This window comes from Neptuniibacter sp. UBA6509 (assembly GCA_002435145.1).
GTDB lineage: Bacteria > Pseudomonadota > Gammaproteobacteria > Pseudomonadales > Balneatricaceae > Neptuniibacter.
On sequence record DJLT01000094.1, the window covers coordinates 27030 to 50502 of the forward strand.

Annotated in this window: 19 protein-coding genes; 10 read left to right on the forward strand and 9 right to left on the reverse strand. The window is 44.8% G+C overall.

Annotated features, from left to right (window positions below):
- From B4K11_RS11840 to rpe, 4 genes are all read right to left on the reverse strand, one after another.
- The coding region (locus tag B4K11_RS11840) for a type I polyketide synthase (protein WP_292959396.1) at window positions 1-5246 on the reverse strand (5246 nt) is incomplete at its 3' end.
- 224 nt (window positions 5247-5470) lie between these two features.
- Window positions 5471-6955: an anthranilate synthase component I gene (gene trpE / locus B4K11_RS11845; protein ID WP_292950909.1), complete on the reverse strand. Its 1485-nt coding sequence runs from the start codon at window positions 6953-6955 to the stop codon at window positions 5471-5473.
- 543 nt (window positions 6956-7498) lie between these two features.
- Window positions 7499-8176 carry a phosphoglycolate phosphatase gene (locus tag B4K11_RS11850; RefSeq protein WP_292950911.1) on the reverse strand — a complete coding sequence of 226 codons (678 nt, stop codon included), beginning with the start codon at window positions 8174-8176 and terminating at the stop codon, window positions 7499-7501.
- Between the two features lie 2 nt (window positions 8177-8178).
- Window positions 8179-8853 carry a ribulose-phosphate 3-epimerase gene (rpe, locus tag B4K11_RS11855; RefSeq protein WP_292950913.1) on the reverse strand — a complete coding sequence of 225 codons (675 nt, stop codon included), beginning with the start codon at window positions 8851-8853 and terminating at the stop codon, window positions 8179-8181.
- 89 nt (window positions 8854-8942) lie between these two features.
- On the opposite strand from rpe, the gene B4K11_RS11860 reads away from it, so the two are divergent.
- Entirely contained in the window at window positions 8943-10076 is a 1134-nt protein-coding gene (locus B4K11_RS11860; RefSeq protein ID WP_292950915.1) for a DUF3530 family protein, read from the forward strand.
- Window positions 10077-10097: 21 nt separating this feature from the next.
- Here B4K11_RS11860 and djlA read toward each other — a convergent pair whose 3' ends face one another.
- Genes djlA through B4K11_RS11875 form a run of 3 tightly spaced genes read right to left on the reverse strand, consistent with a single transcriptional unit; the run spans window position 10098 to window position 12650 of the window.
- Window positions 10098-10922: a co-chaperone DjlA gene (gene djlA, locus B4K11_RS11865; protein WP_292950917.1), complete on the reverse strand. Its 825-nt coding sequence runs from the start codon at window positions 10920-10922 to the stop codon at window positions 10098-10100.
- Window positions 10912-11601, reverse strand: coding sequence for an N-acetylmuramate alpha-1-phosphate uridylyltransferase MurU (gene murU / locus B4K11_RS11870; protein WP_292950919.1), 690 nt, complete (start codon window positions 11599-11601; stop codon window positions 10912-10914). The genes djlA and murU overlap by 11 nt, the downstream gene beginning before the upstream one ends.
- Window positions 11598-12650 (reverse strand): aminoglycoside phosphotransferase family protein, encoded by a 1053-nt coding sequence (locus B4K11_RS11875; protein WP_292950921.1) that lies wholly within the window; start codon window positions 12648-12650, stop codon window positions 11598-11600. Before B4K11_RS11875 ends, murU begins: the two co-directional genes overlap by 4 nt.
- 242 nt (window positions 12651-12892) lie before the next feature.
- Here B4K11_RS11875 and B4K11_RS11880 point away from each other — a divergent pair, with 242 nt between their 5' ends.
- The 9 genes from B4K11_RS11880 to B4K11_RS11920 are packed head-to-tail and all read left to right on the forward strand — an operon-like array spanning window position 12893 to window position 22449.
- Window positions 12893-15811: an LPS-assembly protein LptD gene (locus B4K11_RS11880; protein ID WP_292959397.1), complete on the forward strand. Its 2919-nt coding sequence runs from the start codon at window positions 12893-12895 to the stop codon at window positions 15809-15811.
- On the forward strand, window positions 15801-17093 hold the full coding sequence (locus tag B4K11_RS11885) for a peptidylprolyl isomerase (protein WP_292950925.1): 1293 nt from the start codon (window positions 15801-15803) through the stop codon (window positions 17091-17093). The genes B4K11_RS11880 and B4K11_RS11885 overlap by 11 nt, the downstream gene beginning before the upstream one ends.
- Window positions 17094-17097: 4 nt before the next feature.
- Complete coding sequence (gene pdxA, locus B4K11_RS11890) at window positions 17098-18096, forward strand: 4-hydroxythreonine-4-phosphate dehydrogenase PdxA (protein ID WP_292950927.1); 999 nt, start codon at window positions 17098-17100, stop codon at window positions 18094-18096.
- A 3-nt stretch (window positions 18097-18099) separates the two neighbouring features.
- Entirely contained in the window at window positions 18100-18909 is an 810-nt protein-coding gene (rsmA, locus tag B4K11_RS11895) for a 16S rRNA (adenine(1518)-N(6)/adenine(1519)-N(6))-dimethyltransferase RsmA (protein ID WP_292950929.1), read from the forward strand.
- A 7-nt stretch (window positions 18910-18916) separates the two neighbouring features.
- Window positions 18917-19303: a Co2+/Mg2+ efflux protein ApaG gene (gene apaG / locus B4K11_RS11900; RefSeq protein WP_292950931.1), complete on the forward strand. Its 387-nt coding sequence runs from the start codon at window positions 18917-18919 to the stop codon at window positions 19301-19303.
- 33 nt (window positions 19304-19336) lie between these two features.
- Window positions 19337-20188, forward strand: a complete 852-nt coding sequence (locus tag B4K11_RS11905; protein ID WP_292950933.1) for a symmetrical bis(5'-nucleosyl)-tetraphosphatase — start codon at window positions 19337-19339, stop codon at window positions 20186-20188.
- A gap of 12 nt (window positions 20189-20200) precedes the next feature.
- Window positions 20201-20521, forward strand: coding sequence for a thiosulfate sulfurtransferase GlpE (glpE, locus tag B4K11_RS11910; protein ID WP_292950935.1), 321 nt, complete (start codon window positions 20201-20203; stop codon window positions 20519-20521).
- Entirely contained in the window at window positions 20521-21651 is a 1131-nt protein-coding gene (locus B4K11_RS11915) for a hypothetical protein (RefSeq protein ID WP_292950937.1), read from the forward strand. The genes glpE and B4K11_RS11915 overlap by 1 nt, the downstream gene beginning before the upstream one ends.
- Before the next feature lie 27 nt (window positions 21652-21678).
- On the forward strand, window positions 21679-22449 hold the full coding sequence (locus B4K11_RS11920) for a pteridine reductase (RefSeq protein ID WP_292950939.1): 771 nt from the start codon (window positions 21679-21681) through the stop codon (window positions 22447-22449).
- A 149-nt stretch (window positions 22450-22598) separates the two neighbouring features.
- Here B4K11_RS11920 and folK read toward each other — a convergent pair whose 3' ends face one another.
- Together folK and folB are read right to left on the reverse strand one after the other, a co-directional pair.
- Window positions 22599-23114, reverse strand: a complete 516-nt coding sequence (gene folK / locus B4K11_RS11925; RefSeq protein ID WP_292950941.1) for a 2-amino-4-hydroxy-6-hydroxymethyldihydropteridine diphosphokinase — start codon at window positions 23112-23114, stop codon at window positions 22599-22601.
- A complete protein-coding gene (folB, locus tag B4K11_RS11930) occupies window positions 23114-23470 on the reverse strand; it encodes a dihydroneopterin aldolase (protein ID WP_292950943.1) in 357 nt (118 codons plus the stop codon). The genes folK and folB overlap by 1 nt, the downstream gene beginning before the upstream one ends.
- Between the last annotated feature and the right edge of the window lie 3 nt (window positions 23471-23473).

Below are 23473 nucleotides of genomic sequence, written 5' to 3' on the forward strand. Positions count from 1 at the left end.
GGAGCAGGTGCTGCGACCGGAGCTTCAACTGGCAATTCAGCCACCCGAGGAACTGCTTGTGGGATGCGCTGTGGTCGCGCCTCACCTGTACGTGGTACAGACGTACCACCTAGATACATTGACATAACGTTTTCCTGACTTTCCAGGAATTGACGCATCATATCAAAGTACTCTGCCATCACTGCCGGACCACCAGCATTTGGTGCTTGCCTGCGCCCATCCATTGTTCGCTCCTTGTTATGCTTAAAATGAGTTCTATTACTTTTTGGGTTTGTAGCCATTGGTGCCAGCGCTGTAGACGTTTCATGCACAATACTCGTAGCTTCTGCTAGCGGAGTCTTTTGCATTTGCATCTGTGCCTGCTCCAAGGTTACACCTATCTGTTTTATCGGATCTGATGCACGTCGTGCACCGCTACCATTTAGAATCCAAGCATGTTTAGACACCGGACTCTGTTTTACAAAACCGTTAAGCGCGTCAGATTTTTCAGTCTCACACGCAAGGCCTGCTAATAAAGGAAGTAGATCAAGTTCAACCCCTTCACTAATCAGTTGCCCTAATGCGCTAAGAATGCCGTAAACACCCTCTTGGCTATTATCAAGTGCAACTGTTGTATGAGGAAGATCCCCTAATGTTTGAGCAATGAGTCGTGACAATATAGATTTAGGCCCAACCTCAACAAAGACCCGAGCGCCATCTCGATACATTGATTCAATCTGTTTTACAAATTCAACAGGATTGACCAGATGCTCTGCCATTGATGACTTTAACTGCTTAATTTCAGACTGATGAATATCACCCGAGCTATTAGAATAAACAGGAGACTCTGGGGCACTCCAATCAGTTTGCTCAATTAGCTTCGCAAGATGTGATTGAGCTGGCTGCACAAACTGCGAATGGAATGCAGCGGCTACTGGAATAGGGGTTGCTGTAATATCAGCCTTAGATAACGCCTTAATTGCTTTATCTATTCCCTCTTGAGAGCCAGAAATAATACATTGTGCAGGTGCGTTATGGTTCGCAACAATAACGCCCTCAACCCCAGCAATAGCAGATTCAACTTGATCACGCGTTGCTTGAGCAGCCGCCATTGTTCCAAGTTCACCACCCGCTTTACTAGATTCATCAACAATGAAACGCCCGCGCGCTTCAGATAATGCGATCAATGTTTCGTAATCAAAGCCACCTGCTGCATGCAATGCAACAAACTCACCATAGCTATGTCCGGCAAACATATCGGCTTTGAAATCTAACGACTGTAGCAGTCGCCATAAACCTGTCTCAACTGCACCCAAAGCAGGTTGAGCCACATCAGTACTTGTTAAGGCTTTTGTAGCTGCTTTTTTCTGTTCTGCTGTATAAGTCGCACGCGGATAAACAAAATCACTCAGCGTAAGGTTTTTTCCAAACCGTTCAGCAAATGGAGTCTTCAAAAAACCATCAGCTTCAGCCAAAGCGGCATTAACCGCAGGGAATGTGTAAGCAACTTCACGCGCCATATGCGTGTATTGAGCCCCCTGCCCAGGGAACATCGCAGCTACTTTACCTTCAGTTTTCTGACCATTACCGTGATATACACCTTCAGGCAGCGCTGAAATTTCATCTTTCAAATAACCTAGCGTTGCGACCACTTTTTCAACAAGGTCGGCATGATCTTTCGCAACAATAACGACTGTCTCAAGACCCGCTTTACGCTTTTTAATAAGATTGAATGAAAGCTTTTTCAGATCTAAAACATCAACTGAAGCGAGTTCATTCGCAAGTTCAGAAAACTTAGCGATTAACTTCTCGCCCGATTCCGCACTCCAGATAAGAAGTTCAGCAGGCCCATTTTGACGCGCAGCTTTCTTCATCCAAGGACGGTATTCACCTTGATATTCTTCCAAAACAACATGAAAATTGGTGCCACCGAAACCAAATGCGCTACACGCTGCACGGCGAGGCTCACCTTTACTTAACCAAGGCTGAGCCTCATCAAGTAAATAAAGCGGAGAAGATTCATCAGCAAGCACGTTATTTGGCTTTTCTACACCATAATGGGGAGGCAGAACCTGATGTTTCAAAGCCAAAGCAGCTTTAATCAAACCCGCCACACCAGCAGTTGCTTTCGTATGACCGATCATTGTTTTGACCGAACCGACAACCGCATGTTTAGCTTCAACGCCCGCTTCTTTCAGCAGCCTAGTTGTACTTTCTAGTTCCGCAGTATCGCCGGCAACCGTACCTGTGCCATGAGCTTCAAAAAGACCTACGGTTTCAGGACCGAAGCCCGCTTGTTGATAAGCGCGACGCATAGCTCTGAGCTGGCCTTGAGGAAGAGGAGCGGTTAAGCCTTTCGCTTTACCATCACTGCTACCACCAGCACCTTTAATAACTGCGTAAATTTGATCGCCATCCCGTTCAGCATCCTCAAGGCGCTTCATTGCGACCATTGCGATACCTTCAGAAATAACAATGCCATCGCCCGTTGAATCAAACGTACGACATCGACCACGTGGCGATAAAGCTTGGGTTTTACTGAAGCAAAGGTAACCAAACGGGCCTTGAACTGTATCAACCCCCCCAGCAAGGACAAAATTACTGCGACCTGCAGTTAATTCAGAAATGCCCTGATAAATAGCTGTCAAAGATGATGCACATGCGGCATCAGTGGTAAAGTTTACACCACCAAAATTCAGACGATTTGCTATACGCCCAGCCATTACATTGATCAATATTCCGGCGAACGAGTCTTCCGTCCATTCAGGTAACATATCAGCAATATGGTCAGGCAGATCGCCTTTAAAACGAGGCATCTCCGCACGTAATCCATACTGCATGCCTACATCACCGGCCCCACCACTGGCACCAATGATAACGGAAGCATTCTCACGATCGAATTCACGTTTATCATAACCTGCATCAGCAAGTGTTCGCGAAGCTACCTCCAAAGCCATTAACTGCATTGGATCGACCGCATCTACGGACTTTGGCGGCATCCCATATTTTGTAGGATCGAATGCCAAATCATCAATAAAACCACCCCAACGGGAGTATATTTTATCTTTCGCATCTCGATTTTCATCAAAATACAAACGCCAATCCCAACGGTGAGAAGGGATCTCTGTGATAGCGTCCACTTTATCAAGAATATTTGACCAATATTCTTCAGTAGAGTTTGCCTGCGGGAAAAGACCTGAAATACCCACAATAGCAATATCAACAGGCTTAGAGTCAGCCTCATCCGCTTGCTGAGCATCAACGGCATTGGCAGCTAGCAATGCAAGCCCACCTCCAGTTACTTGCTCATGCAAAGCATCAATATTTAAGAGATCTGTTCGCAGAGTCGCGACCTGACCCAGCATATACATACCATCAGCATGCTGAGTTTTCTCATCAAGCGCCGTTAATTTGGCATTTTCACCTACACGCGCACAACCTTTAGAGGCAATACGTAAACGGCCCATTATCAAATCATCAAGCGTAGCGCGTGCCTCATCCACAGGCACAGACTGCTCAATCATCTCACGGCGTTTATTAAAAAACATTTTTGCAAAAGGCGTGTAAGCACAACGACTCGCATGACCCGGACCCGATTCCAAGCTTACCGTATGCTCACACTCAACAACCTCTTTCTGGAAAGCAGGAACAATAGCCCCCGATTCAACAATCTCCTTAGTGAAGAGATAGCTACTTCCCATTAGCGCACCGACTTGAACGCCCTTACTCAGTAATGGCGCTGCTAATACCTGCACCATTGCAGCAGACACTTCATCATGAACACCACCAGCAAACAGTACCTGAATACCCTCAGCCTTGGATCTACCTGAATCAATCTCCTCCAAAAGGCGATCAACCATTGTACTCCACAAGACGAAGCTGCTTAGCGGTCCAATATGCCCACCACACTCACGCCCTTCAAAAATAAAGCGATGAGCACCTTCTTGTAAAAACAGTGGAATCAAATTAGATGAAGGCACATGCAAGAAAGACTGAACCCCTTCCTGCTCTAGCTTTACAGCCTGATCTGGACGACCACCCGCAATAATCGCATATTTAGGCTTATATTTTTGCGCTAGAGATATCTGCTCATCCAATAAGGATTGAGGGGCAAACCCCAACAAACCTATACCCCAAGGTTTATCACCTAAACGCTTATCAGTGTCATCCAATAGTTTATCTAACGCAGCACCTTTCAATAATGCAAACGCTAACATTGGCAAGGCACCACCATCAGCAACAGCACCTGCAAATTCAGCATTATCCGATACACGACTCATCGGCCCCTGAACAAGAGGGAAGCGAATCCCAAGAGCTTCAGCTAGAGGTGCATTTTCCGATAAAGGCTTATGTTCAAGCGCTTGCTCAATCGATTCACCAACGGTTTGATCAATCGCGGTAAACAGATCTGATAAGTAGCCATATTTATCACGCCAAGCTTTGGCAAAACAAATATCTTGGCCTAGCGGCAACAAACCTTTCTGAGGAGAATCCCAATTCACCTTACCTAGAACATCTTCAGGCTTAACCACCTGACCTGACATTTCAGTATTAAATGACTGAGCATTACGATAACCCGGACGAACTAGAACTCGAAAATAAGCGCCTAACTCCTCATCACCGATCGCTACCGTTTCATTGCCTGATAAGTTGCCAACATATGGAGCGAGATTATCTGCTAAAGGTGAATCTTTTAACAAAAGAACTTGGCTTTCTAATACGCCACCTTGAGCACCTACAGCACTACAAGCGGCAGCAACATGCGGTGTAATACCACCACGCACAAACAGCGGCAGCGTAGTTTTCCCTGCCCATTTTTGCAAAAGAATAAAGCTACTACCTTCACCCACAAATCCGCCAGCTTCATGGCCTTTAATCATCAAGCCATCAGCATGCTTTGCCAGCATTGCTTCATCGGTGTGGGCATCCACAACCTCAACGAAGACAATTACACCCTTCTCACGTAAACGCGCAATTTCTTTAGCTAGAGAAGCAACTAGAAGGTCATCTATAATCAGATAACTAAAACCTTGATCGATTTTAGCTTCTGCGGCAGCCAGCAGTTCTGTATTAACCGTATCCAGCTTTAAACCAAACTCATTACGACCATGCTTAGATAACAGATCTAATTGCTCAAGCAATTTGGCAGATTCGACACTCAACTCAGCATTTAATATACCAACGCCACCCGCTCGACACGCGGCAATAGCAATAGAAGCATCACTATAACCTGCTGGCGTATATACAAATTTCTTAAACTTATTCATCTAATCATCCTTGCCAAAACAATACTGCCCGCAGTTTAAATACAGACAGAGCATTTAATCTTTTGTATAAATACATGATAAATATTTAATGAGACCGTCAAATGGACCTTAATAGAAACTTAATATGACTATACCTGAGCTTTTTTGCAACGCAACACAACCCTGCTGATAAAACTACACTATCCTATAGACAGATCATGACATTTCCGTGAAAAAAGCTCAAATTACGCACTATCAAGCCCCTTCTCAACCATCGCTACAGCACTAAAAATAGCACGCCCTTTATTCATCGTTTCCTTCCACTCCAAACGAGGAACCGAATCAGCCACAACGCCTGCCCCCGCCTGGATATGCAAAATTTCATCTTTGATAACTGCTGTACGTATCGCTATTGCAGTATCCATATTTCCATTCCAAGATAGATACCCCACAGCGCCGCCGTAAACCCCACGCTTTACAGACTCCATCTCATCAATAATCTCCATTGCCCTCACCTTCGGAGCACCACTAAGCGTGCCCGCTGGCAATGTTGCTCTTAGCACATCCATTGCAGAAACTTTAGGCTTAAGCTTTGCATTAACATTGGAAACTATATGCATAACATGCGAATAGCGCTCGATGACCATTTTATCTGTCAACTCAACGCCACCCACTTCGGCAACACGTCCGACATCATTACGACCCAAATCAATCAGCATCAGATGCTCAGCAATCTCTTTAGGATCAGCCAAGAGCTCTTTTTCCATTGCCAGGTCTTCTTCAGGCGTAGCACCTCGCTTACGCGTTCCAGCAATTGGACGAACACTGACCTGACCATCCTCAACGCGGGCCAAAATCTCCGGAGAAGAACCAACCACATGAAAATCATCTAGATTTAGCACATACATGTAAGGAGATGGATTCAAACAACGTAGCGCACGATAAAGATCTAACGGCTTACGGCTGAACGGTATAGACATACGCTGAGAGATCACGCACTGCATAATGTCACCATCAAGCACGTACTCTTTGATCTTATCCACAGACTCCATAAAAGCCTGTTCACCAAAGCTAGACTTAAACTCCGTCTCTTTAACCTCTCGCTGATCCTCTACTGCTGGCTTATCATACGGAATCGCCGCTCTTAACTGCTCAACAAGAACATCCAATCGATCTTGTGCAGCCTCGTAAGCGCCCTCTTGAGCAGGGTCTGCATGACAAATCAATACGAGCTTACCAGCCAAGTTATCAAACACTACGACCTCATCAGAGACCATCAGCAAGATATCTGGCGTGCCTAACACATCTTCAGGACAGCTATCTTTCAGGCGCTTCTCAACATAGCGAACGCAATCATAGCCAAAGTACCCGACCAACCCACCATTAAACCGAGGCAATCCTTCAAGCTCAGGAACGCTGTAGCGCTCTTGAAAACGTTCAACGAACTCTAAAGGATCTTCGACATCATGAGATTCAACCAACTCACCGTCATCAAAAATAGAAACCTGTTCACGCTGAACTTTAAGCACCGTCCGACAAGGCAAGCCAATAATTGAGTAACGCCCCCAAGTCTCGCCACCTTCAACAGACTCCAGAAGGTAACTATAAGGCGCATTAGCCAGCTTTTTATAGGTTGATAAGGGCGTATCCAAATCAGCAAGCACTTCACGTGTTACGGGGATACGGTTGTAATTCTGCGCGGACAGTTCCGCGAACTGTTCAGGTGTCATAACAGGTCACTCTTAATGCCAAAAATTATATTCAAGGAGGCGAAAGAGCAGACATTTTAGAAAAGGAAGGGATATCAGATACTTCTTACTGCTGGAGCGTAATCCAAATAATGCGAATACATCAACTGATTACTTAACCTGCCTAGACCCATGCCTGCTTTTGAAAATCAGACACGCCATCGCCATCGTCTATCCGAACAGGATAAACACACTAATTCAGCATCAAATCTTTGCATTGCTGGAGAAACGGGCATTTTTTAGGCTTACATTAAGTTTATGGAACTATAAACAATATAGCAGCGATCAATTTGAATCAACCGCTGGCATTAAATAGACAGCTTCAAGAACAGAAAAAAGCCCCGAGAACGGGGCGCACAAATGCTGTGATAAGAGCCTGCAAGTTCAGATCTTTCAACTTAGCAGTACAAGCCAATATATGAGGGATGGCTTGCGAGCCACTCTAATATTAAAGGAATAGGATTTTTAAAAAAATCGATTTTAATCATTCAATTGATCGCTTTTTACGACATACAATAAAACCAACTAGCGTAAAAGATGATCTAAGCGCTCAACCATAAGATCAGGAGCGGATAAGGAGATACACTCACCATGATTATAGCCATAAGGAACGCAAGCCACTGCGCAGCCAGCAGCTCTTGCAGCACTCACATCACTGATAGAATCACCTACCATTAATGCTCTATCCGCAGCTACACCACACTGACGCATAATTTCTTGCAAAGGCAGCGGGTCTGGCTTTTTCTTGGCAAGACTGTCTCCACCTAAGATCACCTCAAAGAAGCCCGTTAACTCAAAACCATCAAGCATGGTACGAGTAAAGCTAATAGGTTTATTGGTCACCAAACCCATCTTGATGCGATTCTCTTTTAATAACTTCAAACAGGCTAGAGCCCCTGGGTACAACTGACTTTGATCCGCAGTTGCCTTAGCATAGAACGCCATAAAAAGAGATAAACCTTTTTCATAAAGCTCTTCTTCATGAGCATCAACGCTCATATTATCCGCTAAGGCTCTTCTTACTAGTACGGCAGCGCCATTACCAACCCAATTTCTGACTTTACCAACACCTGCTAGTGGCCGATCCAGAGCCTGTAACATTCGATCAATAGCCACAGCCAAATCTGGCACGCTATCAACCAGCGTGCCATCTAGGTCAAACATCACCAACTCAGGATTGACCCCATCGAACAGCTCTTTCATCCTTATGAGCCTACTAAAGCCAGCTGCTTACGCATCTCTGCGATTGTCGTCTGATAATCATCCGTATTAAAAATTGCTGAACCCGCAACAAAAGTGTCCGCACCCGCCTCAGCGATTTCACGAATATTCCCTATACCAACACCACCATCAATCTCTAAGCGGATGTCATAACCACTTTTATCAATCAGTTCACGCGCTTGCCTAAGCTTATCTAGTGTACCTGGGATAAACTTCTGCCCACCAAAACCGGGGTTCACAGACATCAGCAGAATCATATCCACCTTATCCATCACATACTCAAGCTGGCTTAACGGCGTAGCTGGATTAAAAACTAAACCTGACTTACAGCCACCATCACGAATCATCTGCAATGAACGATCGACATGCTCTGAACCTTCCGGATGGAAAGTAATATAGCTCGCACCCGCTTCAATGAAATCACCGATAAGGCGATCAACAGGCTTAACCATTAAATGAACATCAATCGGAGCTGTTACACCATGCTTTCTCAAAGCAGTACAAACCATCGGCCCGATAGTTAGATTAGGAACATAATGATTATCCATTACATCAAAATGAACAATATCCGCACCAGAAGCCAGTACGTTATCCACTTCTTCACCTAAACAAGCAAAATCAGCAGAAAGTATTGATGGGGCAATTTTAAAATCAGGCATGGTTTATTGTCCGAAATAATAAATGTGAATGCTATTTTAACGGAGCAAGTATCTTGCTGTCAGCCAGCTTCTTACTCATAATCCACATTATGAGATTTATTTTATCTACTTTTGCCACAATTCTGCTTCTTTCTTTGCCTAGCTATGCTGCCGAAGGTGAAGAAAACTCTAGCACTGAGAACACAGCTGAGGCTGGTAGCTCTCCTACACCTGCACCCCAAATACCGAGAACAGAACCCAATACAGATAAAAACCGTATTCTAGAACTACTTAAAAGCCAAGATCCTGAAACCGAGATACTTCAACTAGATACCGGCAAAGAAGATGAAAAACTAATTGCCTTCTATCGCATTGAAGGGAGCGGGATCAAACAGGGGGGCATCATCATGTTTCCTGACCAAAGCACTCATATGGATTGGCCTGATAAGATAAGCTACCTCAGAGAAGGCCTCTCAGATTATGGCTGGTATACACTGTCTATCTACCTTCCTCAGCCTGCAAGAAACCAAATCCCTAAACGAACCCTACCTGTTCTTTCCGCAGTAAAACCGGACTCACCAAATGAAGCGAGCACAGAAGAAGGTAGTGGTGGTGAAGAACAAACAGAACAGAACCCTATCGAGGAGCAACCAGCACCTCCAGCCGAAGCACCAAACAACACAGACGCGGCTACGCCCGAAGATAATGCAGAACAAGAACCAACCGAGCCTTACCAAGATAGAACGAATCGCTTAGGCAAAGCAGCCTTCAACCACATGAAAGCCAGTGATGATCTAAACCGTTTTATTATTCTGGGGGTTGGCACAGGCGCTACATGGGCCGCCCAATACGTTCAACAAAACGAAAAGGAGCAAGATTTAAGGCTCCTAATGATCGACGCAAGAGACCCATTACAAGAGAATGCGCCCAAGCTACTCTCTCTGCTGCCAGAAATCTCAAGCACCATTATCGATCTGCACCATAGCTCACGGATAACAAACGAAAATGATTTAACACCCGAATCACCTGCTAGACGTTTACGCCTCGCTAGACATAAACGAATGAATAATTTCCATCAAAGCAGAATGCCCGAAGTTTCAGATAACTGGAAACGAAACAACTCTTGGCTCCTTAAACATACACGCGGCATGATCAACACTTACATTATTAAAGCCGAACAAAACAAGCGTGCTATTCAGCTAGATAATAATCAAGTTACCGAGTCAGAAAAAGCGCCGGGGTAAACGATAAAAAACATAAAAAAATCAAGCCTTCCTAGCGTTTTTAATACGCTCATAGGCCGCTTGAATTTCCTGTGATTTTTCTTTGGCTATTTCAATCATCTCTTCAGGCAATCCTTTAGAGACTAATTTATCAGGATGATGCTGACTCATCTGACGACGGTAAGCCTTCTTAACTTCAGCATCACTCGCACTTTCTTCGACACCTAAGACCGCATAAGAATCCTTAAGCAATACTTCACTATCAACACCCTCTTGACCATGCTGATAGAAATCTCTTTGCGCCTTAACTCTTGCGATGACCTCATCAACAGAATCCGCACCAAAATCCAACGCAAGGCACAAAGCCTCAATAACTCGTAACTCCTGCGTACTTACTTCACCATCAGCCATAGCGGCTTGCAGCTGTATCTCTACAAACATCAATTTCACAGAAGGTCTGCGCTTCAGCATAATGGAAAGCGGCTTAACGACTTTATTTAGATCAAATGCAGGGTCTTTACCCTCAGTAAAGAACTGCATAGCCTGACGCCTTCTAGCCTCATCCAATCTCATCTGAGCCATAACATTGCGCGCATACTGGATTTCATCCTCAGTAACACGCCCATCAGCCTTTGCAATTTGCCCCATCACAGAGAATGTCGCACGAAAAAAGGCTTCTTGAGGATTAAGCGATGCAACAGCTTTCTTTAACGCCCGACTAATTAAAAAACCGACAACGCCACCAAAGATCAGCCCCCAAAAACCACCTGAAAACAGACCAACTACAGCCCCCAACAAAATTGAGGTAGAGTGCCTTTTAAATGTATCGCCTAACTCAGCACCTTTCTCTTGCGCATCAAAAGCCATCTATCTTCTGCTCCTTAGTTCGTTGATCAACTTGCCTTAAACGTTCTGGCGTACCTACATCAGTCCAAAAGCCTTCGTAAAGCTCAGCACCTACTTTCCCTGATGCTATAGCGCAGCGCAAGATAGGCCCTAGCGCTTCAGGCTTATCCAACTGAAGTTCCTGAAACATCGCTACAGGCAACACACTGACACCACTATATGTATATTTTTCACCTAAATGAGGATCTAACACCCCCTCAACCAAACCGAAATCCCCCGCTGGGTTATGCGAAGGATTAGGCACTAAAACAAGGTAAGGCGCTTTTACCTCTTCGGCAAGCAATCGTTCAAAAGGATAATCTGTAAAGATATCACCATTTACAACTAGAAATGCTTCTTCACCCCCAGCGGTTAGCAAAGGTAACGCTTTACGAATCCCCCCTGCTGTTTCCAATAACTCAGGTTCTACAGAATAACTAATTCTCGCACCAAACCGCTCCCCAGCCCCTAAATATGCTTCAATCTGCTCCCCTAGCCATGAGTGATTGATAACAATATCTTTACAGCCCGCGGCGACAAGTGCTTTCACATGATATTCAATTAAAGGAATACCTGCGACTTCAAGCAAAGGTTTAGGTTTGGTAAGCGTTAATGGCCTCATCCGTTTACCCAGCCCAGCAGCCAGTATCATCGCTCTCATTCAACAACCCAATTATCGAGTACATTAGCTTCAAAATAAGGGCTCTGCCTCATTTGAGGCACCACCTTTTGCACCAACCACCCCGCGATAGGTTTCAACTCTTCAGTTTTAGCAGCAACAGCGATGAGATAATTCATTGTCCGCGGAATATCAGCTAAATAACCCGACTTACCATCACGAATATTGAGTCGTACAAAGATCCCTATCGCCTTCAGATGACGCTGAGCACCCATCAGATCAAACCAACGTTTAAAGTAAATTGAGTCAGGTAACACTTTCCCCCGCTCAATCAGGCTTAAACGAAAATCTTCCACCCATTCATATACTTGCTCATCGGGCCAGCTAATATAGCAGTCTCTCAAAATCGAGACCAAATCATAGGTGAGAGGACCTTCCACCGCGTCTTGAAAATCAATCACACCCGGCGCTTTATTTTCACGATACATTAAATTTCTAGAATGATAGTCGCGATGAACAAAGACCGTAGGCTGCTCTAACGCGGCATCGATAACATAGTTAAACAAAAACTCTACCATCTCTTGCTCTTGTTCATCGAGCGTCATACCTAACAGCTTTTGTAAAAACCATTCCCGAAACAGCTCGACCTCTCTCGACAACAAAGGCCTATCATAAAGAGGAAACATTCGGCCATTTGAAGGCTGGCACTCTTGCATGGCAAGCAAAGTATCTAAAGCTTGCCCATAAAGGCGACCGACAGTCGTCTCATTTAACTTGGCCATATAGAGATCATCACCAAAGTCTTCAAGCAACATAAAGCCTTGAGACAAATCATGCGCATGAATATGCGGAACCGATATACCCGCAGATTCCAGTTCGCCTGCAATCGTTACAAATGGCAAACTATTTTCTTTTTCAGGGGGCGCATCAACAGCGATCCAACTCATATCGCCAGACTGAGCACGAAAATAACGTCGAAAACTCGCATCTCCCGATACTGCAGATAATTGCCATTCACATCCATCATATGTATCTAGCTTTGGCAACTCTTGCTCCAGCCAGTTTTTCAATTGCGCGCAACGCTGATCCATTAACTACAACACCCTAATAAAAGAAACATGTTCGTTTAAGCGTATTATTACATTTCAACCACAAAAAAAGGTATTAGATCATAAACTTTCAACCTCATTAATTGCTTCATCCACATAAAAACCACCCGAACGCTACACTCGCTGCTGAGAATGATTTATCATTCCTCGCTTTACGCTTTCTTCAGGGGTTCGGATTATGGTCGAATTCTCCGAAAAACTGTTAAAACGGATTTAGTTAATAGATGCCCTTCGCCAAACGCTCTACCTATACACTGACACTTGCGATTAGCGCAGCTCTCGTATCGGGTTACTCCTGTGCTGAAGCGACGCCTTCCGAAGCTGAAATGGCTTGGAACTGCAGCATGACAAAAGATGGCGGCTGGGACTGCGATGTCAATGAAGAAGCAATAAAACGAGCAGAACAGGAATCTCAAAGCGAGACTGTCTCTAATCAGGCAAGTGACCGAACTTCAATCCAAAACCAAGAGCCTAATACTGAAAGCAACGTTGCGACCGAAGAAGTTACAATTAAACCTGCCGCAACAGCTACTGCCGCCACTATAACTACAATCCCCAAAAAAAATCCCCAAAGCACTCCAACTGCCCCAACATCAACGCCTAAACGTCAAATAACATCACAACAAACAAACAATGGTGTTTGGGACTGCGTCGCAGGTGCGAATGGTGAATGGTTATGTAACGGTGAAGGTGAAGGTGAAGGTCAAAGCAATCAAGAACTTGCTGTACAACCACAACAGACGCAACCAGCAGAAACTGCTGCTTACGTAGCTAGTAGCCCGCAAGTTGCAGCCAGCAATAAACCTGTTGTCACAAACGAGGTTATTGGGAGTGAATGGCAATGTGGAACATCAGCTAGTGGCGACTGGGATTGCAACAAAGTCAACATACATGCGTTATCTGTACCGACCAACAGAGCAGCCTCTGCTACGGCAATCGCTGCGACCAGCTACATTACCGAAAACCCATACTCTCATTTAGATTGGGCCTATTACCGCGACCAAAGCCAACAACAATGCGCAGGACGTTACCTAGAGCCTGAGTTTGCGATTAACGGTGATGAAAATAATCCAAATCCGCCTTTACATTTAGAAGCGGACCGTTCATCAACAGTGATTGGTGGACTTAGCACCCTAAGCGGCGGCGTTAATATGCGCCAGGGCAATAGACGCCTAATTTCCAGCAGAGCTGAACTTGATCAAATAACTAATAAAGCCCGCTTTGAAGGAAACGTTCAATACCGTGAGCCTGGCTTACTCATGTTAAGCGATAATGCTCAGATAGACACAACGACCCAAGAGGCAATCTTCGACAATGCTCAATATGTCCTTCATGAAGATGGCTTACGTGGTAAAGCAGATCGTGTTATTCGCCTAGAGGACAAACGCCTAAGGCTTGAGGATGGTGATTATACCTATTGCCCTCCATACAGTGAGGCGTGGAAACTCAATGCAGACAGCATCGTACTCAATAAAGAGAAGGGCTATGGTGAGGCAGAAGATGCTGTACTGAAAATTGCCGGGGTACCCGTATTTTACACCCCTTACTTCACTTTCCCTATAGACGACACAAGACGCTCTGGTTTCTTGTACCCTAGCATTGGCTACAGCAACGACAACGGATTAGATCTCGCTGTTCCATATTATTTCAACATCGCACCGAACCTAGATGACACACTAACACCTAGAATCATTTCCGATAGAGGGCTTCTTCTGGAAAATGAACTGCGATATTTAAATAGCTGGTCAAACAACACTCTAAACACAGCTTACCTACCTGACGACGACATAAAGAATGACAACCGCTGGTTATTAGGCATTGATCATAAGGGCACACTTGCTAAAAACTGGCAGACTGATATCGATTACACATCAGTCAGCGATGTCGACTATTTTGAAGATTTAGATACTAATTTAGAAGTTGTGCGTCAGGACCATCTAAATCAAAAAGCAAGCATCACCTACAAAGCTAAAAGCTGGAAATTCCAAGCTAAAGCACATGATTATCAAACAATAGATGATGATAGCAAAGCACCTTATAAGCGATTACCCCAGCTATCATTAATTGGTGATAATGAATTTGGCTCCGGCGGAAACTTCACTTACGAGGCCGAATACACCCAATTTGATCGCAATATTAACGGGCTAACAGGGTCCGATCGAGTTATCGGTGATCGTCGATTCTTTCTACCCAGCATCAGCTATTTATGGCAATCCCCATGGGGTTATCTGAAGCCCGAACTAGGCTTATGGAATAGCTCTTACTCTTTAGAAAACCAAGTCACAGATTATAGCTCAAGCCCAAGCGTGAGCGCGCCAATACTTAGTGTTGATAGCAGCCTAGCCTTCGAACGAGTGCTCGCGAGCGGTAGCATACAAACATTAGAACCTCGATTCTTTGGTCTCTATGTACCTGAAGAAAACCAGGATGCAGTACCAGATTTCGATACAAGCTCACTGACATTTAATTATCAATCTTTATTCCGTCAAAACCGTTTCAGTGGGTATGACAGATTAGGTGATGCTCAACAAATCTCTTTAGGTTTAACAAGCAGACTTTATACCGAGAATGGCAATGAAACTGCTAACTTCAGTATAGGCCAAGCCTACTATTTTAAAGACCGTACAGTACAACTGGACAGCTCTACACCTGATGAAACAGACGGTCAAAGCGATATTGCGACTCAAGCGACTTGGTATGTATCTCCTAACTTTAAAGCCAGCCTAGATGCCATATTCAGTCACAGTAACTTTAAAGCAACTGAAACAAATACTCGACTCCGCTACAATAGCGATATAAATCATCAAATTGACTTTCGTTATCGCTACAAAGAAGATAAACGAGATCAAACTGATCTATCATTCATCTGGCCCATCACTCGAAACTGGACAGGCATGGGCCGCTGGCTTTATGACATTGAAGACAGTGACAGTTTAGAAACCGCATTAGGTCTAGAATACGAAAGCTGCTGTTGGAAAGTTAGCGTTGCAGGTCGCCGCTGGCTAGACGACACAGATGAATTTGATACAGGCGTATTCCTTAACTTTACCCTAAAAGGACTCGGCTCATTTGGAAGTGGTACTAATGACTTCCTAAATGACATCATAGGCTATGAAGAGCGTGAAGAGCAAAATGACAATTAAGCTTCGCAAATTACTATCTATTGCAGTATTCGCACTGCTTACTCCCACTCAAACCTTATTGGCTGAAGCAATACCGCTTGATCGTGTCGCTGCCGTTGTCAATGAAGGTATCGTTATGCAGAGTGAGCTAACGCAACGAATCGCGATTACCAAAGAGCAACTATCCGCACGAAAAACACAACTTCCTCCTGAGCATATTTTGCGCAAACAGGTGCTCAACCGTCTAATTTTGGAAAGCATTCAAAAACAGATGGCAAGCAGACAAGGCATCCGTATCTCTGATGGTCAGCTAAACGGAGCACTAGGCCGTATTGCGAGCCAAAATGGCCTATCCATTGAACAGTTCCGCGAAGCTCTAATAGCAGAAGGCCGTGATTACAAACAGGCGCGCGAACAGATTCGTAATGAGCTTTTAATCAACAGCGTACAACAGAACTTTGTTAACCGACGTATTCGTGTTACCGAGCAAGAACTAAATAACTTCCTCAACTCTGAAAATGGTAAAGCTGAGTTATCCGCTGAATACTCACTAGGCCATATACTGATCGCCACCCCTTCTCAAGCGTCTCCTGAGATCATCCAAGCTGCGGAGAAATCTGCTCACGAGGTTTATAATAAACTAGAAAGTGGTGCGGATTTTTCACAGTTAGCCGTAGAATTTTCAAATGCACCCAACGCATTAAAAGGTGGTGACTTAGGCTGGAGAAAAGCGGCTGAGCTACCTGAAACTCTTGGTGATGCAGCGCGTAAACTCTCACCTGCTGAGTTCAGCAAACCTATTCGCTCGCCAAGTGGCTTTCATATCATTTTAATGAAAGATAAACGCGGTGGTGCTGTACAATTAGTCGAACAGCTTTTGGTTAGCCATATTTTACTTAAACCAAGTGAAATTCGCACATCAGCCCAAGCTAAACGCCAGATAAACCAATTAAGCCAACGCATCCAGAGCGGTGAAGAGTTCACCTCGATTGCTAAAGAGTACAGCGATGATTCAGCAAGCGGCTCTGAAGGGGGCTCTTTAGGCTGGACTCAAAATGGGCAGATGGTGCCAGAATTTGAGCAGGTGATGAACAATACACCGATTGGCCACGTTTCAGCACCTTTTGAATCCCGTTTTGGCTGGCACATTTTGACCGTGCTAGATAAACGTACTCAAGATCTTGGTGAAGAGATGCAAGAAAGTCGTGCCCGTGCTGTAATCCAAAAGCGAAAGTTCAATGAAGAACTAACAAACTGGTTACGCGAGATACACTCTCAAGCTTACATCGACATCAAGGAGTAATCACTTGGGGATCAGTCGCCTTGCCATTACACCTGGAGAGCCTTCGGGCATAGGCCCCGATCTGTGCATTCAAATTGCACAGTCCGGGCATCCTGATGAGCTGGTCGTTATTGCGGACCCTGAACTACTTCGCAAGCGCGCCAGCCTGCTTCAGCTGCCACTTTCAATTGAGCAGTTTGATCCTCAGCTACCTGCATCACCAACACCTGCACGTACCCTAAAGGTCATTCCTGTAGAGCTGAAAGTGGATGCTTTACCTGGCGAACTCAACAAAGCGAATGCTGAATATGTTCTTAAAACGCTCAGCATCGCAACCCAAGGCTGCCTTGACGGTACCTTTTCGGCATTAATTACTGCGCCTGTTCACAAAGGCGTTATTAATGAAGCGGGCATACCTTTTAGTGGACATACTGAGTTTCTAGAAGCATTAACAGAAACGAAGAAAGTCGTCATGATGCTCGCAACTGAAGGTCTACGTGTTGCTTTAGCGACAACACATCTTCCACTTCGTGAGATAGCCGATGCAATAACGCCGGAACTACTTAGCGAAGTGATTCACGTGTTAAATGACGATTTAAAGACGAGCTTTGGAATAGCCAAGCCCAAAATATTGGTCACTGGCCTTAATCCTCATGCAGGTGAAGGTGGCCATTTAGGCATGGAAGAGATCGAAACAATCGAACCCACACTTTCGGAGCTCAGAGCGCAAGGCATTGATCTTGAAGGGCCACTTCCAGCAGACACTCTTTTCACCGAAAAATACTTACAAACTGCAGACGCAGTATTAGCGATGTATCACGATCAAGGCCTGCCTGTACTAAAATACAAAGGCTTTGGTAAAGCAGTGAATATCACTTTAGGCATGCCTATTATTCGCACCTCCGTAGATCATGGCACTGCCTTAGATCTTGCAGGTACAGGTCATGCAGATTCTGGCAGTTTACTTACTGCCATCGACTATGCTGGCGAAATGTCTCGTCACCGCAATCAACGCGCGAACTAATTCATGAGCAAAAAACCTGTAGCACACAAAGCCCGTAAGCGTTTTGGGCAAAACTTTCTGCATGATCATGGCGTGATTCGTCGTATCATTCGTGCAATAGCACCTCATGAGTCAGACCAGATCGTAGAGATTGGCCCCGGCTTAGGTGCATTAACTGAAGAACTTCTATCTGAAGCAGGCGAGCTAGACGCCATTGAGCTCGATAGAGACCTTCCGCCGATTCTACGCACTAAATTCTTTACCTATGAAGATAAATTTCGCATCCACGAAGCCGATGCTATGAAATTTGATTTCTCCCAACTTCGCAAAGGTGAAAAGCGTCTAAGGATTGTCGGAAACCTACCCTACAATATATCCACGCAACTTATTTTCCACCTTCTAAGTCATGCAGAAAACGTAGAAGATATGCATTTCATGCTACAAAAAGAAGTTGTAGATAGAATGGCTGCTGGGCCTGGGGAAAACAACTATGGTCGCTTAAGCATCATGGCGCAGTACTTTTGCAAAGTTGAATCCCTATTTATGGTTCCGCCTGGTGCATTCAACCCTGCCCCTAAGGTCGATTCAGCTATTATTAGATTAACGCCTTACCAAACGCTACCTGATATCGCTGAAGATAAAGAGCAGTTTGAGATAGTGGTACGGACTGCATTTAATATGCGCAGAAAAACTTTACGTAATAACCTAAAACCACTTCTGAGTGCTGAAGATTTAGAAAGCATCGGCATTGATCCAACCCTACGCCCAGAAAGACTATCTGTTGCTAATTTTGTAACCATTAGTAACTTTCTTACCCAGCAAAAAGGCAAATAAAAAGTTAATGGATAATTTTGAGCTTGGACACAACGTAAACATCAAAGTGGAAACAAACTATCTGACCAAGCAATCGGACCCAGACAGCAAACGCTTTGTTTTTTCTTACTCGATTACCATTACCAATAACAATGTCATGCCGGTACAGCTTTTAAATAGGCACTGGTTGATTACTGATGGTAACGAACACATCCAAGAGGTCCAAGGAGAGGGGGTTGTGGGCGAACAACCGGTTATAGAGCCCAATACTAGTTACACTTATACCAGTGGAGCAGTTCTAGCTACGAGTGTTGGCAGCATGCAAGGCCATTATGAAATGAGCACAGATGAGGGCAGTACTTTCAACACCCCTATCGATGCTTTCACTCTCGCAAGCCCTAACGCACTGCATTAATGATACAAGCCCTTAAAGCTAGAGTCGCGATATATGGCTACCTACGCAATTGGTGACATTCAAGGTTGTTATGACGAGCTGCAAGCACTGCTAAAGCTCGTCAACTTTTCTGAACAGGACCAATTATGGGTCGCAGGTGACCTAGTTAATCGCGGCCCAAAATCTCTTGAAACCCTCCGTTTTCTAAAATCATTAGGCCCAAGAGCAACCTGCGTTTTAGGTAATCATGACCTGCACCTTCTCGCTATCTATTTTCAAGCCACCAAGCAAAAACGCAGTGACACTCTGGCCCCAATCTTTAGCGCACCAGATAGAGATGAACTTCTATCTTGGCTTCTTCAACAAAAACTAATGGTTCACGATAAAGAAAATCGTGTAGCGATGATTCACGCAGGTATCCCACCCTGCTGGAGCATACGCAAAGCAAGAAAACGCGCTAAAGAAGTTGAAAACGTTCTTAACAGTACTTTAGCCAAAGAATATTTCGCCCACATGTATGGCAACAAGCCTGATACTTGGACCCCCACGCTCGAAGGCTGGGATCGATTAAGGCTGATTACCAACTATTTAACACGTATGCGCTTTTGCACACCTGAAGGGAAGTTAGATTTTTCTGCTAAAGGCACCCTTGATTCTCAACCTGAAGGGCACAAGCCTTGGTTCAGACTACCGCGCAAAAACCCTAAAGAACAAAACACTCGGATCATTTTCGGGCACTGGGCTGCCTTAGAAGGCGAAGCCGATGCGGATAATGTATTCGCATTAGATACCGGATGCGTTTGGGGTGGAAAATTAACAGCGCTGCGCTTAGAAGATATGAAAACGTTTAGTATCAACGCGATACAACCCAAACATACTCCGCCACCCACTAGCCAATATTTATAAAAGAGAACCCTTATGAGCGAATTCAAATGCATCGATTCCAACCAAGCCGTTGCACTAATGGAACAAGGCGCTGGGGTTGCAGATATACGTGACGCACAAAGTTATGCACAGGCCCACATTTCAGGCTCGGTCAATCTAACTAATGAAAATATGCATCAGTTTATGCACGATGCCGACATGGACAATCCCCTACTCGTTTGTTGCTATCACGGCATTAGCAGCCAAAACGCTGCACAGTTCTTAATCGAGCAAGGCTTTGATGAGGTCTATAGCATCAATGGTGGTTTTGAAGCATGGCGTGTGGAACAACCTAACTTGTGCGAGCAAAGCTAATGCAAATCTATCTAGTGGGCGGAGCGGTACGAGACAAACTATTAGACTTCCCTATTTTTGATAAAGATTGGGTTGTTGTTGGCGCCACCGCACAAGAGATGATCGATTTAGGCTACCAGCAAGTTGGGCAAGACTTTCCCGTCTTTATCCACCCCAAAAGCGGTGAGGAATACGCACTTGCTAGAACAGAAAGAAAGTCAGGTAAAGGCTATACTGGCTTTCAGTACCATGCAGACCCATCCGTGACCCTCGAAGAGGACTTACTGCGTCGAGATCTCACCATTAACGCTATGGCCATGGATGTTGATAGCGAGGATGATGAAGGACAGATCTATGATCCCTATAACGGCCAACAGGATTTGGCTGACAAGCTACTTCGCCATGTATCTCCCGCTTTTTCTGAAGACCCGTTAAGAGTATTAAGAGTTGCCCGCTTTGCGGCACGCTATCATCACTTAGGGTTCTCGATTGCAGATGAAACCCTTCAACTCATGACAGAGCTATCCACAGGTGATGAATTGGAACACCTCACATCGGAACGTGTGTGGAAAGAGTTTGAACGTGCACTTTCAGAACCGTCACCCTGGATATTTTTACAAGCTCTGCAAGAGTGCAACGCAATTACCAAAGTGCTCCCTGAATTAGCCCCCTCTATAAATGATTCACTCATTGCAGCTTTTCAGGTCGTAAGCCAACAAACAACCAAAGGGGAAGGGGAAAGCGAAAACGCAATCACTCGCTTCGCCTGCCTTCTATCTTTATCTAACGATCTAAACATTAACTCTTTTTGTGAGCGCTTACGTACCCCAAACCTCTATAAAGAGTTGGCGCTACACTGTAAAAACAACCACCAGCAATTCTCGCAGTTTGATCAACTCAGCGCCGAAAAAAAGCTCAATACGATTTTAGCGCTTGATCTAATTCGAAGACCTCAACGCCTACCGCAGTTAATTGAATGTATTAACGCATTACATACGAACGTTAGCATGAGCCATCTAAATCCTATACTCGAATTGATCGCGAAAATTCAGCCAAAACAACTAATGGAAGAAGGATTCAAAGGGCCTGAACTAGGCGAAGCGATCAACCAGCGTCGCCTGTCTATCTGCGAGCAATTTAGCGAAGACTAAGAACATTAAAAATTAAGGAAAAGAGTAATGAGCCGCCCAACCGATAAAGACGACCCCAACATGACTGAAAGCAAAGTCGCTCTTATCACGGGTTCAGCCAAACGCGTTGGCGCGACTATCGCTAAAAAACTGCACGCACAAGGCTACTCAATCCTGATCCACTACAATCGATCTAAAACAGAAGCCCTAGCGCTTACCGATTCGTTTAACCAACTTCGCCATAATAGCGCTCATTGTATACAGGCTGATTTAAACAACATGGATGATGTCGTGCTATTAGCGAAAGAAGCGGTACAACCCTTTGGAAGAGTAGATCTATTGGTTAACAATGCCTCTGCGTTTTATCCAACGCCGGTTACCGAAAGCAGCCAAGCACAGTGGGATGAATTGATTAATTCAAATCTGCGTGCACCCTACTTCCTTTGCGCTGAACTGAGCGAAACCTTAAAGGAAAACAACGGCTGTATTATTAATATGATCGATATTCATGCTCAAAGAGGCTTACCCGGCCACCCGATCTACTCTATTGCCAAAGCAGGGCTAGAGATGATGACCAAAAGCTTAGCCAAAGAACTCGCACCCAAAGTACGTGTTAACGGCGTATCTCCCGGCGCAATTCTGTGGCCTGAAGCAGACCTAACAGCCGAAGCGAAACAAGCGATTGTGGATAAAACGTTATTAGGGAAAATTGGACAAGCAACTGATCTAGCAGAAACGGTAAATTACTTAGCTAATGCCAGCTACGTTACAGGCCAAATATTGGCGGTCGATGGTGGGAAGTCGCTCTACAGCCATTAGAAATGAACTGTAGGAAGCCACCCTGTGCGCGAGTTTTTTGGTTTTCTTCTATATTCTGAAGATCATTTACCTCTCTTCACAAAGAAGCGCTGAGATCCTACGAAGGCCAGCTGCACCCTCAAATCTTTACTCTAACCCGACTTTACGCCTTACCCCACAGAACAAGGCAATGAATTCCCCTGCCACTCAAACTCTACAGACCATAGTGATTGCTGCTCAGCATAATCCTGCCACAGTGCAGAATAAGAGATCTGAAGTTCAGGGTGCAGCGTATCTCCTGCGATATCAGCCAAAGGCTTTAAGACAAACGCATTCTTTGTGATCTCACCACGCGGTAACTGCACACCCGAATGCTCTCCCACCAGCTGATCATAGGTAAGAATATCAATATCTAAAGTTCGGCCGCTAAACTTAGGGCCTTTTCGGCAACGACCATTTTCATCTTCAATTCGCTTCAGCAGTGTGGATAAGTCAGCGACTGAAAGCTGGGTATTAAACGCGGCGACAAAGTTAAAAAAGTTATCACCACTAAAGCCAACCGCTTCGCTTTCGTACACTGTGGATATATTTAGTGCACCAAAATGCTGATGCAACGCATCAAGTGCAGAACGCGTGTAGTATTCACGTTCTGTATTACTCCCAACACTGACAAAAACCTGCGCCATTAGAAACGCTCCCCGCGCTCAATAATCACGCCAACATCTGCCGCTTTAGGCACTGCACCCGGCTTACCCAAACGCAATTTCAACCACTTAACCGAAAATTCATTCATCACAATCTCTGCGATCTGTTCAGCCATGGTTTCCACTAACTGAAACTCACTCTTCTCGATAAATGCAATCAAGCGATCTGATACGGATTTATAGTTCAGCGTATTATCTACATCTTCAGTGTTCGCCGCCTGACGAATATCTGTACCCATCTCTAAGTCCAGATTAACGCGCTGACGAATCTCACGTTCCCAGTCATAAATACCAATGACTGTTTCCACCTCTAACTCTCGAATGTACACTATATCCATAAC